General features: G+C 47.2%; 19 protein-coding genes, 1 pseudogene and 2 riboswitches. Of the genes and pseudogenes, 15 read left to right on the forward strand and 5 right to left on the reverse strand.

Annotation, left to right across the window (positions count from 1 at the left end; all coding sequences use genetic code 11):
* Positions 1–469: pseudogene (locus D479_RS10630) on the reverse strand (ATP-dependent DNA ligase); the annotation flags it as partial.
* A 111-nt stretch (positions 470–580) separates the two neighbouring features.
* Between D479_RS10630 and D479_RS10635 the strand changes: the two are divergent.
* The 3 genes from D479_RS10635 to D479_RS10645 all read left to right on the forward strand — a co-directional run bounded on the left by D479_RS10635 (position 581) and on the right by D479_RS10645 (position 2,288).
* Entirely contained in the window at positions 581–1,417 is an 837-nt protein-coding gene (locus tag D479_RS10635) for a Ku protein (RefSeq protein WP_008636784.1), read from the forward strand.
* A 99-nt stretch (positions 1,418–1,516) separates the two neighbouring features.
* Positions 1,517–1,696: a hypothetical protein gene (locus D479_RS10640; RefSeq protein ID WP_008636785.1), complete on the forward strand. Its 180-nt coding sequence runs from the start codon at positions 1,517–1,519 to the stop codon at positions 1,694–1,696.
* A 49-nt stretch (positions 1,697–1,745) separates the two neighbouring features.
* Positions 1,746–2,288 (forward strand): Fic family protein, encoded by a 543-nt coding sequence (locus D479_RS10645; protein ID WP_235601504.1) that lies wholly within the window; start codon positions 1,746–1,748, stop codon positions 2,286–2,288.
* A 27-nt stretch (positions 2,289–2,315) separates the two neighbouring features.
* On the opposite strand, the gene D479_RS10650 is transcribed toward D479_RS10645, so the two are convergent.
* Positions 2,316–2,831, reverse strand: coding sequence for a DUF3221 domain-containing protein (locus tag D479_RS10650; protein ID WP_008636787.1), 516 nt, complete (start codon positions 2,829–2,831; stop codon positions 2,316–2,318).
* Positions 2,832–2,930: 99 nt separating this feature from the next.
* A riboswitch (TPP riboswitch) is annotated at positions 2,931–3,041 on the forward strand.
* A gap of 86 nt (positions 3,042–3,127) precedes the next feature.
* Between D479_RS10650 and thiW the strand changes: the two genes are divergently transcribed.
* The 5 genes from thiW (at position 3,128) to thiE (ending at position 6,629) form a co-directional block, all read left to right on the forward strand.
* The gene (gene thiW, locus D479_RS10655) at positions 3,128–3,616 is read left to right on the forward strand and encodes an energy coupling factor transporter S component ThiW (protein WP_008636789.1); all 489 of its coding nucleotides are present in this window, start codon (positions 3,128–3,130) and stop codon (positions 3,614–3,616) included.
* Between the two features lie 5 nt (positions 3,617–3,621).
* A riboswitch (TPP riboswitch) is annotated at positions 3,622–3,725 on the forward strand.
* A 42-nt stretch (positions 3,726–3,767) separates the two neighbouring features.
* Entirely contained in the window at positions 3,768–4,454 is a 687-nt protein-coding gene (gene tenA / locus D479_RS10660) for a thiaminase II (protein WP_008636790.1), read from the forward strand.
* Positions 4,451–5,257 (forward strand): bifunctional hydroxymethylpyrimidine kinase/phosphomethylpyrimidine kinase, encoded by an 807-nt coding sequence (gene thiD / locus D479_RS10665; protein WP_008636791.1) that lies wholly within the window; start codon positions 4,451–4,453, stop codon positions 5,255–5,257. Before tenA ends, thiD begins: the two co-directional genes overlap by 4 nt.
* Positions 5,254–6,015, forward strand: a complete 762-nt coding sequence (thiM, locus tag D479_RS10670) for a hydroxyethylthiazole kinase (protein ID WP_008636792.1) — start codon at positions 5,254–5,256, stop codon at positions 6,013–6,015. The genes thiD and thiM overlap by 4 nt, the downstream gene beginning before the upstream one ends.
* Positions 6,012–6,629 carry a thiamine phosphate synthase gene (gene thiE, locus D479_RS10675; RefSeq protein ID WP_008636793.1) on the forward strand — a complete coding sequence of 206 codons (618 nt, stop codon included), beginning with the start codon at positions 6,012–6,014 and terminating at the stop codon, positions 6,627–6,629. The genes thiM and thiE overlap by 4 nt, the downstream gene beginning before the upstream one ends.
* Positions 6,630–6,711: 82 nt before the next feature.
* On the opposite strand, the gene D479_RS10680 is transcribed toward thiE, so the two are convergent.
* Positions 6,712–7,614 (reverse strand): aldo/keto reductase family oxidoreductase, encoded by a 903-nt coding sequence (locus tag D479_RS10680; RefSeq protein WP_008636794.1) that lies wholly within the window; start codon positions 7,612–7,614, stop codon positions 6,712–6,714.
* 137 nt (positions 7,615–7,751) lie between these two features.
* Between D479_RS10680 and D479_RS10685 the strand changes: the two genes are divergently transcribed.
* The 4 genes from D479_RS10685 (at position 7,752) to D479_RS10700 (ending at position 10,564) form a co-directional block, all read left to right on the forward strand.
* On the forward strand, positions 7,752–7,955 hold the full coding sequence (locus D479_RS10685) for a hypothetical protein (protein ID WP_008636796.1): 204 nt from the start codon (positions 7,752–7,754) through the stop codon (positions 7,953–7,955).
* Between the two features lie 119 nt (positions 7,956–8,074).
* Entirely contained in the window at positions 8,075–8,743 is a 669-nt protein-coding gene (locus tag D479_RS10690) for a CAP domain-containing protein (protein WP_008636797.1), read from the forward strand.
* A gap of 61 nt (positions 8,744–8,804) precedes the next feature.
* On the forward strand, positions 8,805–9,500 hold the full coding sequence (locus tag D479_RS10695; RefSeq protein ID WP_008636804.1) for an SGNH/GDSL hydrolase family protein: 696 nt from the start codon (positions 8,805–8,807) through the stop codon (positions 9,498–9,500).
* 71 nt (positions 9,501–9,571) lie between these two features.
* Positions 9,572–10,564, forward strand: a complete 993-nt coding sequence (locus D479_RS10700; RefSeq protein ID WP_008636805.1) for a Gfo/Idh/MocA family oxidoreductase — start codon at positions 9,572–9,574, stop codon at positions 10,562–10,564.
* Positions 10,565–10,611: 47 nt separating this feature from the next.
* Here D479_RS10700 and D479_RS10705 read toward each other — a convergent pair whose 3' ends face one another.
* Both D479_RS10705 and D479_RS10710 read right to left on the reverse strand, forming a co-directional pair.
* Positions 10,612–10,983: a helix-turn-helix domain-containing protein gene (locus tag D479_RS10705; protein ID WP_008636807.1), complete on the reverse strand. Its 372-nt coding sequence runs from the start codon at positions 10,981–10,983 to the stop codon at positions 10,612–10,614.
* 18 nt (positions 10,984–11,001) lie between these two features.
* Positions 11,002–11,193 (reverse strand): hypothetical protein, encoded by a 192-nt coding sequence (locus D479_RS10710; protein ID WP_008636808.1) that lies wholly within the window; start codon positions 11,191–11,193, stop codon positions 11,002–11,004.
* A gap of 289 nt (positions 11,194–11,482) precedes the next feature.
* Between D479_RS10710 and D479_RS10715 the strand changes: the two genes are divergently transcribed.
* The 3 genes from D479_RS10715 (at position 11,483) to D479_RS10725 (ending at position 15,931) form a co-directional block, all read left to right on the forward strand.
* Positions 11,483–13,192 (forward strand): ABC transporter ATP-binding protein, encoded by a 1,710-nt coding sequence (locus D479_RS10715; protein ID WP_008636809.1) that lies wholly within the window; start codon positions 11,483–11,485, stop codon positions 13,190–13,192.
* The gene (locus tag D479_RS10720; protein ID WP_008636812.1) at positions 13,189–14,976 is read left to right on the forward strand and encodes an ABC transporter ATP-binding protein; all 1,788 of its coding nucleotides are present in this window, start codon (positions 13,189–13,191) and stop codon (positions 14,974–14,976) included. Before D479_RS10715 ends, D479_RS10720 begins: the two co-directional genes overlap by 4 nt.
* Before the next feature lie 61 nt (positions 14,977–15,037).
* Positions 15,038–15,931 carry a vanadium-dependent haloperoxidase gene (locus D479_RS10725; protein ID WP_008636813.1) on the forward strand — a complete coding sequence of 298 codons (894 nt, stop codon included), beginning with the start codon at positions 15,038–15,040 and terminating at the stop codon, positions 15,929–15,931.
* Positions 15,932–15,957: the final 26 nt, after the last annotated feature.

Here is a 15,957-nt window from a genome sequence, read left to right on the forward strand (position 1 = left end):
GCAATACTAATGCTTTTATCTTTTCTAGGCTGGTGTGTACTTCTGAAAGCACGATGTGAGGATGCTGGATGGTTTGAACGAGAGCGTACAGGCTTCGCTTTCGTTCTTCCAATCTCTGTTTCCCCCCTGTCAAATGATCAAATGCGACAAATGTACACGGCCTTTCCCGGGAGGCCCTGGCTATTACAGCTTCCTTCTTTAACCGTCCTCTCGTCTGCAAGCGAGAGAAGTTTGTCTGCCACCGTGTGTTACGGATGACGAGTTCCCCGTCAATCGTGAAGGGGAGCGAGTCGGCTGGGGGGACAAATCCGCATATTTCCGGGAAGCGGCCACTCAAGTCCTTGCCGTTTCTACTCCATAGCTTTATCCCGTCCTCCGAAGCATGGAGGAGACAGCGGAAGCCGTCATACTTCACTTCATAAATCCAATCCGGTCCGGTCGGCAAATCTTCTGCAGCAGTCAATAGCATCGGTTTCAAAGACACCCGCTCCTTTTTTATATGCTGCTTAGTTTACCCACAGCCGGCGAACATATTTTACCGACCTGTCGTGAATGCTAGGAGAAAAAGGAGTCGAGAACTATGCATACGATGTGGAAAGGAACCATCAGCTTCGGTCTCGTCAATATTCCGATCAAGCTTCATGCAGCGACGGAGAACAAGGATATTAAGCTAAGGCAGCTTCACAAAGAATGTAAGACACCGGTGGAATACAAAAAACGCTGTCCGGTATGTGAAGAGGAAATCAGCCAGGAAGAAATTGTGAAAGCCTATGAATATGCCAAGAACAAATTCGTGGTGCTGGATGAAGAGGATTTGGAACAGCTGAAGAAGGAGCAGGAGGATAAGGCGGTCGAAATCCTCGACTTCGTCAAGTTGGAGGAAATCGATCCGATTTATTTTGAACGAAGCTATTTTATATCGCCCAATGAAGGGGGATCGAAAGCATACGGGTTGTTACGCCAAGCTCTGTCCGATACGGGGAAAATAGGTGTAGCAAAAATTATTATTCGATCCAAGGAACAGTTGGCGGTTGTTCGTGTTTATGAAAATACATTGCTCATGGAAACGATCCATTTCCCGGACGAAGTAAGAAACGTACAGGATGTCCCGAATGTGCCGGCAGAGGCGGATTTAGGAAAGAAAGAGCTTAGTACCGCAGTGACATTGATCGATCAATTGACCGAAACATTTGATCCGGGAAAATATACGGACGAATACCGAACCGCGTTGATGGACTTGATTGAGGCGAAGAAGAACAACGAAGAGGTTACGACGGCAGCAGACAAACAAAAACCGGACAATGTCACCGATTTGATGGAAGCTCTGGAGAAATCGTTGGAGCGGACCAAAGGCGCGAAGAAGAAAAAAACAACGAAACGAAAAACGACTACCTCCACTAAGAAGAAGACGTCATAATCCCTTATGTGACAAGGGTTTGTCGAACGTTTTGACTGTATTATTAAGAGGCGTTGTAGTATAATATATAGTAGATACAAGTGGTTCGGAGGGGAAAGAATGAGTGTTCGGACAGAAGAACAGGCAGAGCATTTGATGCGTTCTGCGAAAGCGTCCATGGCTATTGAAGGGTTCAGCTTGAATAAGAAGCAGGAATCATTAGTTAAGAAGTGTCTTACAGGAGCCATATCCCATAAAGAATTCGTCAAGCGGGCTTTGGAATTGTCCCGCCATGCCTAGTTCCAGGTATGGGGGTGAATCCTCCCGCTATTGTTATGCAGGGACTGATGTGCTGATTAATCACTATGACCTTATGGACGACAAGCAGCTGGAATATATGGAGGCGATCCTTGCCACCCAGCGTTTGTCGGAACTGCAGGAAAAGCCTGTGGAAGGGGACTTCGACCTCAGACATTTGCAGCGTATTCACGCCCGTTTATTTTCCGATCTTTATCCTTTTGCGGGCAATATCAGGACAGAGAATATTACGAAGGACGGGTTTTCTTTTGCGCAGGCCCGCTTCATTCAGGAAGCTTCTGTCCCGATCTTTGATTCTCTAATGAAGGAAGAGTGGGCAGGGATGGACAAAGAGGACTTAGCACGGAAACTGGCTCACTATATGGCGGAGTTGAACGTCCTTCATCCGTTTCGGGAAGGAAATGGTCGGAGCTTGCGTGAGTTCATCCGCACAATCGCCTTGGAAGCCGGCTACCATCTGGATTGGTCCTGTGTACCGAAAGAGGAGGTCTTTCAGGCGAGCATCGATTCAGTCAAGGATATCAGCAGTCTTTATTCGGTTATCCAAGCGTCGCTTGTTCCACTTGCCAAATGAGCAAAAGCCGGGGGAATCCCCGGCTTTTTATTCATCTTCTACAAGCACTTCCTTCTCCGGTCCTTCGTTTTCCTTAAGAACAATCTGCCACTGGTCATCGTCTTCATCAAATAGAATTTCCGCCACGGCAACAATTTTGTCATCTTCTACATCGGTTAGAGCGGAAGCCAAGGCTTCGGAGGTCGTCAATCGGGCCCCTTCTACTTCACTCATCTCCACTTCGGAAACCTTATCGGCAGGTGCTTGTTCTGGAAAACTTTCTTTAATGGGGCCGTCTGTCCAAACATCTACATACTTACCTGTCCATTCGTTGTCCGGAGCTTCAGACACCCACATCGCCCGCCCTTTGTCTTCTGACTCTGTAGTTGGAGTGACGACAAGGATACTGGATCCTTCCTGTTCCATCACATAACCGCTGATTTCTGCTTGCTCCGGAGGCGCCTCTGCTTCCGTTTCCTCATAATCCGAGCCGGCTGGTGCAGAACTGCACCCCGCCAAAAGAATCAAACAAGCGGCCCCCATCATTGTCCAGATGTTTCTCATTGTCATTCTCCTCTCTAATACAGATATTATTCAGAATATTGCACATGACAGAAGATACGAACTTTGTTATCATAAGATTCAACCAAGCAAATAGTACGATTCAACTACTAGGGGGGCCTTGTTACAGGCTGAGAGGAAAGCGTAAAGCTTTTCGACTCTTATGAACCTGATCTGGTTAATACCAGCGGAGGGAAGTAGTCAGACGAACGAATAGTTATTCATCGACTGTCTATGATCCGAGTCAGGTCCTCTCCAGGACCTGGCTTTTTTATTTTCCTATGGAAGGGGGGAATGTATTGAACCGTACACGTTTATTGACTATTATGGCACTGTTTGTTGCCATTGGAACATTCGGAGCACAGCTGCTCTGGTTTCCGGCAGGCATCGCGAAGGCATATCCTGTCCAACATGCGGTAAATGTCATGGCTGCTGTGATGCTTGGACCGCTGCCTGCTGCTGCCATTGCTTTCTGCATCGGCCTGCTGCGATTTCTTTTAGGGCTAGGAACACTGTTGGCTTTTCCTGGTGGAATGGTCGGAGCATTATTTGCTGGTTTGTTTTATCGGATATACAAACGGAAAGGGGCAGCTGTAGTCGGCGAGGTGATTGGAACTGGAATCATTGGAGCATTACTCGCCGTTCCACTGGCTGGATTCGTCATGGGCAGTGCGGCCGGAGCGTTTGCCTTTGTTCCTTCTTTCTTCATCAGCAGTCTGTCAGGAGCTGCCATCGGCTGGTTTGTGCTGTCACGTATCAAAGCAGAACAACTTCTATTACAACCATAATACACGGAAACTGCTAGGGGCGCGAATTATCGCTGAGATAAGGATTATCCTTTGTCCCTCAACACCTGATCTGGTTCGTACCAGCGTAGGGAAGTAGTCTGGACCTCTGCAATCCTCTAGTAGCTTCCGAATAACCCAGGGAGGCACCACTATGTCATTCTCCACTCAATTAAGAAAAGAAAATCAGGACGTGTTTGAAGCTATTTTTCACCATCCATTTGTTGAAGGTCTCGGAAAAGGAGAACTTCCGAAAGAAGCTGTCGCTCATTATGTGAAAGCGGACTTTGAATATTTGAATGCATTTATGCATGTGTACGGCATTGCTGTTTCCAAATCACCAAAAAGAGAAGATATTGAGCTCTTCAATGACCAGATCAACTTTGTGCTCCACAGTGAAGTGCATCCCCATAACAACCTGTGCCGATATATCGGTAAAGAATATGAGGAACTGCAGGGTTACCCGCTGCCACCGACAGCGGACCACTATATTAAACATATGCTCTACCATGCGCATATGGGCAGTATTGGAGAAATTATTGCCGCCTTACTTCCATGCCCCTGGACATATCTCGAAATCGGTAAAGAACTAACGAAAGCCTATCAACCGGACGAAAATCATCCGTTCTTTGATTGGATCGATTTCTATGCAGAGGAAGAAATAGGCGGATTGACAGGACAGCTTTGTGAGAAGCTTGATGCCTATGCAGAGCAAGCTTCAGACGAGGAGAAGAATAAGATGCGTGAAGCTTTCCGAAAGAGCTGCCAGCTGGAATTATCCTTCTGGGAAATGGCCTATACCGTCGAGGAATGGCCCGTAGCTGAGGGGGTTTACCGATGAACCGAGTGAAGTGTGCTCTTACCATCGCCGGAACGGATCCAAGCGGCGGTGCGGGTATCCAGGCGGATTTAAAGACGTTTCAAGAGCTTCAAAGTTATGGGATGAGCGTCGTCACTTCGGTAGTCGCTCAGAATACGACCGGCGTATCTGCGGTTCATCATCTTCCGGTCACGATGCTGAAGCAGCAGCTCTATGCAGTATCAGACGATATGCCGATCGATGCACTGAAAACGGGTATGGTGGCAACTATCGATATGATGGAGGTCCTTAAACAATGGCTGAAGGAAACAGAGGCTGCATACGTCATGGACCCTGTGATGGTAGCAACGAGCGGCGATCCTTTAATTGAGGAAAAGGCGAGGGATTATCTCAGGAAAGAGCTTGTTCCTTTAACAACGCTCGTAACACCGAACATACCGGAAGCGGAGTATTTGACCGGTAAGGCGATAGAGACGGAAGAAGCTATGAAAAAGGCAGCGGAAGAACTTGTCGAGGTTTATGGAGCTGGTGCAGCACTTGTCAAAGGAGGTCATCTGAGAGGTCATGCGGTCGATTATTTATATGATGGAAACGAGATGACCGTTTTGGAAGCAGAGCGAATCGATACGAATAACACCCATGGCACCGGTTGTACGTATTCGGCTGCGATCACGGCATACTTAAGCCGGGGCGATACGTTGAAAGAAGCCGTCCGTAAAAGTAAGTACTTTGTTACCGAAGCCATTCGTTACTCCTTTGACCTGGGAGCAGGAAGCGGACCCACCAATCATTTTGCCACCAGGAAGGAGACGATGAAAGGATGAACACCATCATAGAAAAAGTAAGAGAAAAGCGGCCGCTGATTCATCACATCACGAACCAAGTGGTCGTCCATTTCACAGCGAACGGTGCGCTTGCTTTCGGGTCTTCGCCAATCATGGCAGCCGCCCATCAGGAAGCGGCGGACGTAGCGATGTTGGCAGACGGGGTGTTGTTGAATATCGGAACATTGAATGATTACCAGGTGGAATCCATGATCTTGGCAGGAAGAGCCGCTAATGAGAAAGGTATTCCTGTCGTTCTCGATCCCGTCGGGGTAGGGGCGACCAAGTATCGTTATGAAGCATTTCAACGCATCGTAAAGGAGGTTCAACCGACGGTCATCAAAGGAAATGCAGGAGAGCTGGCTCGGCTGGTTGATATAGAAGTGGAGACGAAGGGAGTCGATTCTGTCGGGGAAGGGAATACCGGGGAAATTGTTCAAGCGGTTGCTGAAGCGTTCCGAACAGCGGTCGTCTGCACAGGTGCCGTTGACCGCTTTTGTGCAGATGGAAAAAGCGGTCGGAACGAGAGCGGTCATCCGCTGCTTGGCCGCGTCACCGGTTCCGGCTGTCTCCTGGGTTCCATTCTCGCCGCTGTTCTTAGTGTCGATGGCGGAGTGTACGAGAAACTGGAAACGGCGTTGAAGCATTACGGTCGTGCAGCGGAGCAGGCCGCTTCTCTCCCATCTGTTCAGGGCCCTGGAACATTCCTGCCGCATTTCCTTGATGCACTCAGCCGGGATCTGGAGGAAGGCATATGACACTTTCTCATCGTCTGCGGAAGTATTTAGTCATGGGTAGCCAAGACTGTGTAAAAGATCCTTTGGAAACGCTGTCTGAAGCTGTTTCCGGCGGAATCACGGCTTTTCAATTCCGGGAAAAGGGGGATGGTTCTATGGAGTGGGAAGATAAAGTCGAACTCGGGCGTGCTTTGAAGCGGGTATGTGATGCAAACAACGTCTTATTTGTCGTCAATGATGACATCCGACTGTTCGAAGTTTTGGAGGCCGAGGCCATTCATGTGGGGCAGGAAGATGCTCAGGTAGAGAGTATCCGGGCGGCATACCCTGACGCTGTGATCGGCCTATCTTTGTCCGATAGGAATCACCTGGAACAAAGCCCTCTTCATCTAGTCGATTATGTTGGTGCCGGGCCGATTTTTCCTACTTCCACGAAGCGTGATGCTAATCCAGTTACGGGTCCGGAGTTTATTCGTGATATACGGATGACTCATCCCGAATTACCAGTCGTCGGTATCGGGGGCATTGATGAGCATAATGCGCATCTTGTCATGGAGGCAGGGGCGGCCGGCGTCGCTGTCGTATCGGCCGTGACGAAAGCCGCGGACATTGAACGAGCGGTTCAGTCATTATAAAAACAAAAGGAGTTCCGGCAAACATTGCCGGAACTCCTTTTTTTAAAAGTCTGTGTAACACTTAAAGCCGTTAACACATCCATTACGGGACGTCATGCCCCATTGAACTTTGCAGGATATCAAACCACTGATCGCGGTTTAATTGGTAATCGAGCGCGCGGACAGCTTGGAGAACCCGCTCCTTCTTGCCGGAACCGATAATCGGCATAATGGAGGCCGGGTGGGCCAGCAGCCAGGCATAAAGCACTTGATCGATACCATCCGCTCCGATTTCATCCTTCACCCTATGTAAGCTGTCGCGCAGGCGCACGGCTTTCTCGTCATTGGAGTGGAAAATATCTCCACCGCCCAAAGGAGACCACGCCATTGGTGCCGTACGTTTCTCCTGGCATACATTCAGCGTACCGTCCTGGAAATTTTCAAGCTGTATGGCGGAGAGCTCCAGTTGGTTGGTCACTAATGAGAAATCCAAATAGGATTGAAGCATAGTCCATTGGTGATTTTTAAAATTGGACACACCAAAATGCCGGACTTTGCCTTCCTTTTTCAATTGAGTGAAAGCGGCCGCCACTTCCTCCCCGTCCATGAAAGGATCCGGGCGGTGAATAAGCAAAGTGTCGATATAATTGGTTTGGAGGTTGGTCAACGAATGATCTACAGAGGTGAGTATATGCTCCCGGCTTGTATTGTAATGGTGTGATTTATGCTCAGGCCGGTTTTTGGAAGGAAGGACGATGCCGCATTTCGTCACGATCTCCATTTTTTCTCGTAAAGAAGGTTTTAGAGCCAAAGCTTCCCCGAATAAAGCCTCACACGTGTAACTTCCGTAAATATCTGCATGATCGAAAGTTGTGATGCCGAGATCAAGGTTATATTCCATTAACTCCAATGTTTCTTCCTTCGTCTGCTTCCAGTCTGCCAGCCTCCAAAGGCCGTGGATGAGTCTTGAGTAAGACATGTCTTCCGTAATAGATACGCGTTGCATATTTGTTCCGCCTCTCGTTATGGTTTTGGTTCTATGCTATATCCTACCATGAAGCATTTAAAACAGTGTGGATAACGCTTCCTTTCCGGTTTCAATTCATCTTGTCGGGGTACAAAGAGGCTAAGGAGGAGATATTAGTGGCTCAATATTTTGCGAATCAGAATCAGCAGGCAGACGGCGGACATGAGGTGCATGTCGAAGGTTGTAATTTCATGCCTTTCGAGAAGAACCTGCTTGCTTTAGGCGGACATAGCGAGTGCAGCAGTGCACTCGAGGAAGCGCGAAATACATTTGATAAGGTCAATGGCTGTCAACATTGTTGTCCGGATTGTCATATGTAAGGGAAAAGGGAGCGGAATTCCGCTCTTTTTTTATTTGGGATGGAACATCTTCTCATGGATAAGTTTTGATTGGGCGTACATAGTAAAACTGATGAAATTCCTGAGGAGGATAAAGAAACATGCCTAAACATTTATGGTACACAGCATTTGCCGTCATGATGCTCATCATGCTTGCGGCTTGTAATACAACAGATCAATCTGCACGGGAAAGACAGCAGAATAATTTAAATGAGGTCAGTTTTGATCCTGCAGACCGTGGGACGCAGGATCGCGGAAGTTATGGGCAGTATGAGAACGGACAGAATCGTTTTGACGCGAACATTCCTTTCGAAGGGATGAACCCGAATGGTACAGCGCAGGATCCATACTTATTTGAACAAAAAGACGGTCAGGATCAGTCTGCCGCACCAGAAGGGGATTTTCAACAGAAGGTCCTGGATCTTACAAATGAAGCTAGAGAAAAACAAGGACTTCAGCCTTTGAAGAATAGTAATGAGGTGGAAGATGTAGCCCAGGATAAATCCGAAGATATGGCAGAAAACAATTACTTCTCTCATACATCACCGAAGTATGGAAGTCCGTTTGAAATGTTGAAAGAGTATGGGGTCGATTATAAAAAGGCCTCTGAAAACATAGCGGCAGGACAAAGCACACCGGATGAGGTTGTCAAAGGATGGTTGAACAGTCCCGGACACCGCAAGAACATAATGGATAAGAACATGACCCATGTAGGAGTCGGATTTTCCGAAGACGGAAACCAATGGGTACAGATGTTTATTCGGAAATAGTCAGACGGGTGCCTTAGCGGGCGCCCTGTCTTACATAATTCAAGAACAGGGGATGTATAAGGTGAAAGTTATATCGATATTGACTGCGCTGTTTCTCGTCTTGTCCTTTCCGCTTACCGCCGGAGCTTTTCAAGATAAAAGAATGGTCGCGATAGGAGACTCCATTCCGTTTGGATACAACCTGGTAGAAGGGAACTTAAATCCTCCTAAGCAATCGTTCCCATCCCTTATTGGTACGGAGCGTGATATGGAGGTCATCAACTTAAGCATCCCTGGTCTTACATCGGAAGAACTGCTTCAGGCCGTCCGTTCTAATGATATATTTCGTGAAGCGCTTCATGACGCCGACTATGTCGTCCTCTATATTGGAGGGAATGACCTGCTGAATATTCTTAAGAAAAATGGTGGCTTGAAGGGTTTGAAGATGGAGGAGGCGGCGCCGATTATCAGAGACCTTATCTACAATGTTTATTCAACTATATTAGAAATCGATCAACTGACTGGCGGGAAGATTCTCGTCTACAATATCTATAACCCTTATCCGGCAGCAGGGGAGAAACTTTCGACACCATTATCCTATATCAATCAGCAGTATGCATCTGTCATTAAACTGCTCCAGCATTTCGCTTCTGTGAAGTTGATCGATGCCCATAAGGCTTTTGAGGGAAAGCCGAAGCTGATCATCGAAGGAGACGTCCACCCGACGACAGAAGGCCAGGAAATCCTTGCTGAAATTGGTCTGAAGCACATCGACTGAAATTTCCATCAGGTAGGTCTTTTCATTGGTGTGTTGTATAATAGTGCTACATTAACGAATGGGGTGTTAGGATGATCAGGTTCGCAGTGATCGGAACAAATACGATTACAGAGAAGTGGATAGAGGCGGCCCGTCAGCATAAAGAGGTAGAACTGACAGCCGTCTATTCCAGGACGGAAAGCCGTGCCAAAGCATTTGCGGAGAATTATGGAGTTTTCCAAACGTACACAAACATCCATGCACTGGCTGAAAGTGATAAAGTGGATGCTGTATATATTGCCAGTCCAAATGCCTTTCATGCCCGACAGGCTGTTGAGCTTATGAAGGCTGGGAAGCATGTTCTGTGTGAGAAGCCGATGGCGTCCAATCAACAGGAGATCGCATCGATGATTCAAGTGGCAAAGGAGAATGGTGTCGTCCTTATGGAAGCTGTCAAATCCACAATGATGCCCGGTTTTCTTGCTGTTCAGGAGAATTTACATAAGATTGGAAAGGTCAGAAGGTACGTAGGTGTTTTCTGCAAATATTCTTCCCGTTATGATGCTTACAGAGAAGGGGAAGTATTAAATGCTTTCCAACCTTCTCTATCCAACGGTTCTCTGATGGATCTCGGTATTTATGGGATTTATCCGATGGTCACCCTGTTCGGGGCTCCGGAGGAAGTAAAGGCAAACGGGGTGATGCTTGAATCCGGCGTGGATGGAGAAGGTACCGTCTTAGCCCGATATAAGGATATGGAAGGTGTCGTCATGCATTCGAAAATCATCAATGCGTATGCACCGTCGGAAATTCAGGGAGAAGAAGGTACCATAGTCATTTCTAATATTTCAGAACCGAAGGACATACAGATTAGATACAGAGATGGAAGCGTGGAGGAGTTGGAAGTGGAAGAAAAGGAGTTTCTTCCTATGTATTATGAGACCGAAGCATTCGTTTCTCTTCTTAAAGGTGAGAAAAATCATGCTGGAAATAATTCATTGACACATACTTTGATCGCAGCGAAGGTAATGGAAGAAGCCCGTAGACAAATCGGCCTTACTTATCCGGCAGATCGTTCGTTTTGATCCATTCCGAAGAGGCCTCTTCACTCGTTCAAGGGCCTCTTCTTCTTTCAGCAGCTGTTATCCTTCTTATGTTGTATTTCACCGGTAATGTCCTTATCTGACAGACTTATTTGATTATGTATAAGCCCCCAGCGGTTCATACTTTCCAAAAACGTGGATGTCGTTTTCCCATAAGGAGTGATGCGGTATTCCACTTTGGGAGGGACGGTTCCATAATCGATTCGCTCGATTAAACCGTCATCAATCAGCATCTTTAATTCCCTGGTAAGGATTCGGGAGGAGATGTTCCCCTCTATAGAGCGGCGTAACTCGTTGAATCGGATTGAATCAATATGCAGCAGCTGCCAAAGGATCAGTCCTTTCCATTTGCCGCAGACAATATCAAGGGTGACATCGATCCCGGTGGTTTTCCCTGTCACTCCATCCACCTCGTTCTTTTATTTTTTTGTTTTTTGTTTCTCCATCGCTTTTTCATAACCTTCCATGATGCCTTGAGCATAAACCTTGTTCAGAACAGCCATGGTTTGAGGAATGACCTGGTCTTCGTTGTCTGTAGAGACCTGATTGAGCAAATCGACGAGTTCGAGGAGCTCTTCCGTCACTGGAAAAATCGGTTTTATATTGTCCATCAAGCATCACCTTCCTCCGTCGTACTTAAAGCATTATTAATATAATTCTATTTTGTTTGTGCAATTCCCACAAGTACTTACATATATGTTAGCGATACATTCCCATTATGCCGGATTTTTGCTTATTAAACAACGACTAAGTCCGGGTTTTTGGATAGGGGTAAGGCCTCGTATACTGTCGTAATGGTTGTACAAAAGTTATACTGAAATATTTAAAAAAGAGAATGTCTGTATAACCCTGACTGAAGTAGGTTTCAAGAAACCTGTAAGGAGAGGAGGAGGTTCCTTCATGCGTTACGTGTTGGCTTATACAAAGACTTATAAAAGCTCGGCATCCATAGCGTTAATTTTGATGCTGTTGGAACTGGTTGTGGAGTTAGTCCAGCCTCTTTTAATGGCTAAGATCATTGATGATGGAATTCTTCAGGAACAATATTCTGTCGTAGCTCTTTGGGGAGGGATCTTGTTGTTGTTGTCTTTAACCGCGTTTGCAGCCGGAATTACGAACTCTTTTTATGCATCCCGTTTTAGTCAGGGGGTAGGGTATGATCTCCGCAGGGACCTCTTCCGGCAGGTACAGGCGTTCACGGATGAAAACTTCCAGCGTATTCCTACGCCGAGTCTGGTAACAAGGGTCACAAACGATGTCATCCAGATTCAGAATTTTTTGTTCATGTTTGTTCGTATCGGTCTCCGGGCGCCTTTATTCATAGTTTTCGCATTAATAATGGCCTTTACAATTGATGTCCGTCTGGCTGTAATCATGCTCGGCAGTGTTCCGTTTCTGCTCGTTTTTTTGTATTTTGTTCTGACTAAAGGAGTCCGGCTGTTTAGAAACGTCCAAACTAAGCTGGATGCCCTGAATACCGTCATCCGTGAGAATTTAACAGGCATCCGTCTCATTAAGGGATTCCATAGACAAGCACATGAGAAGGACCGGTTCAGCGAAAGAAACGATGACCTTGTAAAGCAGAATAAGCGCGCACTATGGCTCGTGGAAACGGCGATGCCGGTCGTTATGCTCGGTATGAACGTCGTGATTCTTTTCCTGCTCTTCTTCGGCGGGGAGTGGCTGCGTGCTGGAGATTTGCAGGCAGGTGAAGTGGTCGCAATCATCAATTACGCAACAAGGATTTTGTTTACTTTTTCTGTTTTTACGTTTCTTATCATGGTGTTCTCAAGAGCTTACGCATCAGCGGTCCGCCTGGAAGAAGTCGGACGGGAGGATACGGACATCGCAGAACCGTCTTCTCCTGTAACGAAAGAGCTGCAAGGATCTGTAACCTTTCAGGATGTTTCTTTTGAGCGATCCGGCGAATGTGTACTTCAGGAAATTTCCTTTCAGATCGAAGCTGGTCAAACCGTAGGAATTCTTGGAGAAACAGGTTCAGGAAAAACGTCCTTGTTACATTTAATACCCCGCCTGTATGAAAAAAACTCAGGGCAATTGTCTTTGGATGGGGAAGAATTGGAGAACTTCGCCCTCCTGCCATTACGGAAAAAAATAAGCCTGGTTCCACAGGACGTCCATCTCTTCTCTGGTTCCGTACGAGAGAACATCGCTTGGGGGAAAGAGGATGCGACGGAAGAGGAAGTAAAGGAAGCCGCTGAACGGGCTCAAATTCACTCCTTCATTTCAAGCCTTCCTGACGGCTATGATACGGAAATCGGTCAAAAGGGTGTCGTCTTTTCCGGTGGCCAGAAACAAAGACTCTCCATAGCGAGAGCGCTCGTCCGAAAGCCTAAAATCCTTTTGCTTGATGACAGTACAAGTGCGCTCGATGCACATACGGAACAACGGTTGTTTCAAGCATTAAATGAACTGCGCTGCACTGTCTTCATCGTTGCACAGAAAATCAGCTCCGTGGAAAATGCGGACACCATTCTGCTGCTTCAGAACGGCAGGCTGATCGCGAACGGAACCCATGAAGAATTACTGGACTCAAACGATTTTTATCGGGAAGTTCATGCAACCCAGCAGGAAGGGGTGATTTCATGAGCAGGCGTCATCAAGGATTAGGCACAAGTCCCCCGAAGGTTGACCGTGTGTGGGAGACGCTGCAGAGGATATGGGGATATATGGCGACCCAAAAGCAGCGGTTTATTATGGTGATAACGGCTATTCTGGTCAGTTCTTCCTTGTCACTATTAGGTCCGTATTTACTTGGCAAAACCGTGGACTTAGTGATCGAAGTTCCTTCCCGTGACACACTTGTCGGTATGCTTGTCCTGCTGCTCATACTCTACGTATGTCAATCTGTCTTCCTGTGGCTGCAAAACTACTTGATGATCGATATCGCGCAAGGATCGGTTCGCAGAATGCGGAATCACTTATTCTCCCATGTACAAAAACTTCCGGTTCTGTATTTTCAACGGATGCAGCAAGGAGAGCTGATGAGCCGGTTGACCAATGATATCGAGAATGTGAGCCGAACCATGAACACAGCGGTCGTCCAGTTCATTACCAGTGTTCTTACTTTGACCGGTACTATTGTGCTTATGTTATGGCTGAGTCCTTTGCTGACATTGCTGACTTTGACTATCGTTCCTGTCATGTATTTCGGAATGAAATGGATTACGAAACGGACAGGACCTTTCTTTAAGCAGCAGCAGACAGATCTGGGGGAAGTGAACGGGTATGTGGAAGAGATGTTTACTGGCCAGCCGGTCGTCCGTATGTTTTCCAAGGAGCAGCGGGTAATAGAGCGTTTTGAAAAGAAGAATGAAGCACTCAGGGAATCCGGTTATTATGCACAGGTTTACACAGGATTCATCCCGAAATTAATGAACATGCTGAATAATGTAAGCTTTGCCATTATTATCGGTGCCGGTGGTATCCTTGCGTTGAATGGCAGTATTTCCATTGGTGTGATCGTTGCTTTCACCACTTATTCCCGTCAATTTACCCGTCCACTCAATGACCTTGCTAATCAGTTCAATATGATTTTATCGGCAGTAGCTGGAGCGCAGCGTGTATTTCAAGTGTTGGATGAGGAAGTAGAGGGTGAGGTCAAAGAAGAGCCGCTTGAAAGTATATCTGGTGACATCCGTTTTGATTCTGTGTCCTTCGCTTATGAGGAGGGGCAGCCGACGCTTGTGGATATCAACTTTGTTGCAGAACCTGGAGAGACAATTGCACTTGTCGGTCCGACGGGTGCAGGGAAGACAACGATTCTTTCGCTTCTTTCCAGGTTTTACGACCCGGATGCAGGCGCGATTTATTTGGACGGGGTGGATCTTCAGAGAGTACCCAGAAGTTGGCTGAGGAGCAGAATGGGAGTGGTTCTTCAAGATGCGACCATGTTTCATTTGTCTATCAGGGAAAACATCCGCTACGGCCGTTTGGAGGCTACGGATGAAGAAGTCGAGGCTGCAGCAAAGGCCGCGCGTGCCCATGAGTTCATCGTAAACCTTCCTGAAGGATATGAGACGGTTCTGGATTCCGATGGAAAAGGGGTGAGTCACGGTCAACGTCAGCTTCTTTCCATCGCGAGGGCGATGATTGCTGATCCCTCCCTGCTCATTTTGGATGAAGCGACAAGTAGTATCGACAGCTTGACCGAAAGTAAAATTAATACGGCGCTACAGCGGCTGATGGCGGGTCGCACAAGCTTTGTCATAGCTCACAGACTTCATACCATCCGTTCGGCCGACAAAATACTCGTTATGCAGCACGGAAAAATTATAGAGCAGGGTAGTCACCGCCGGCTGATGAATCAGGGTGGATTCTACGCGGATTTGATCAAAGCGCAATCTCCTGTAACGGAAGGTCATCACCAGTGACATATTAATGGAACACTCCTATTGTCTCTACATATGGTAAGGATAAAAGGAGGGGAATGCCATGTCTCGTCACTATCCGAGCTGGACCGAAATACCTTATGCAGGGACGAAGGTGCCGCCTGTTGTAGAACGGGGAGTGGAGTTTGAAGCAGGCGAGTGGAAAACATATTTCATTCAGCATAGTCGAAGGCACGGTTTTAAGAAAATGGATGGTCGTCCCATTCGTCTTGCCATTAAAGATCCGGATACGATCGATTGGTATGAGGAATTAGAAACCGTTAAAGAAACCCTTGCAAACTTGACGCAAGAACAAATTACCATTGCCAAGTACTGGGGAGCTGGTCCGCCTTCCAAACAGTGGATTCCGATCATTGATCGACTCATTGATACGTATGGAGTGGAAGCCCCTCGGGCAGCAAGAATCCTTGGAGCTTTGTTCAGCGGCATGAATGATGCCTTCGTGGTGTGCTGGTCTCTGAAATATAAATGGCTCGTACCCCGGCCGAACCAGTTGGACCGCCATTTAGCTACGGTCGTCTGTACGCCGAAGCATCCGTCGTATCCATCCGGTCACGCTACTGTTTCCGGAGCGGCAGAGATAATTCTCGGCTATTTTTTCCCTGCTGAAAGAAGGAAGCTTAATCAGGTTGCTGAAGAAGATGCACGCTCGCGCCTTTATGCGGGTGTACATTACCAGGCAGACAATGACCAGGGGCTCCGGTTGGGCAGACAAATTGGTCGGATCGTTGTCGATGAGTTGAAGAAGGACAGAGTAAATGGGCGTCCCCTCGATCGGCCGTTTACGGAATATAAGGATGCAGATTTTCTCCCGCACGATTATGTGCAGGCTATTCCTTTTGAATACTCCCAATCCTGTGACTCGCTTTTGATGAATGGGGACGATGAATCTTCTTCCGGCTACACGGAGTGGATCGATCCGAAATTATTTATGTAGGAGCTGCCTTTGGCAGTTCTTTTTTT

This window comes from Halobacillus sp. BAB-2008 (assembly GCF_000328325.1).
In the GTDB taxonomy this organism is placed as follows: domain Bacteria; phylum Bacillota; class Bacilli; order Bacillales; family Halobacillaceae; genus Halobacillus.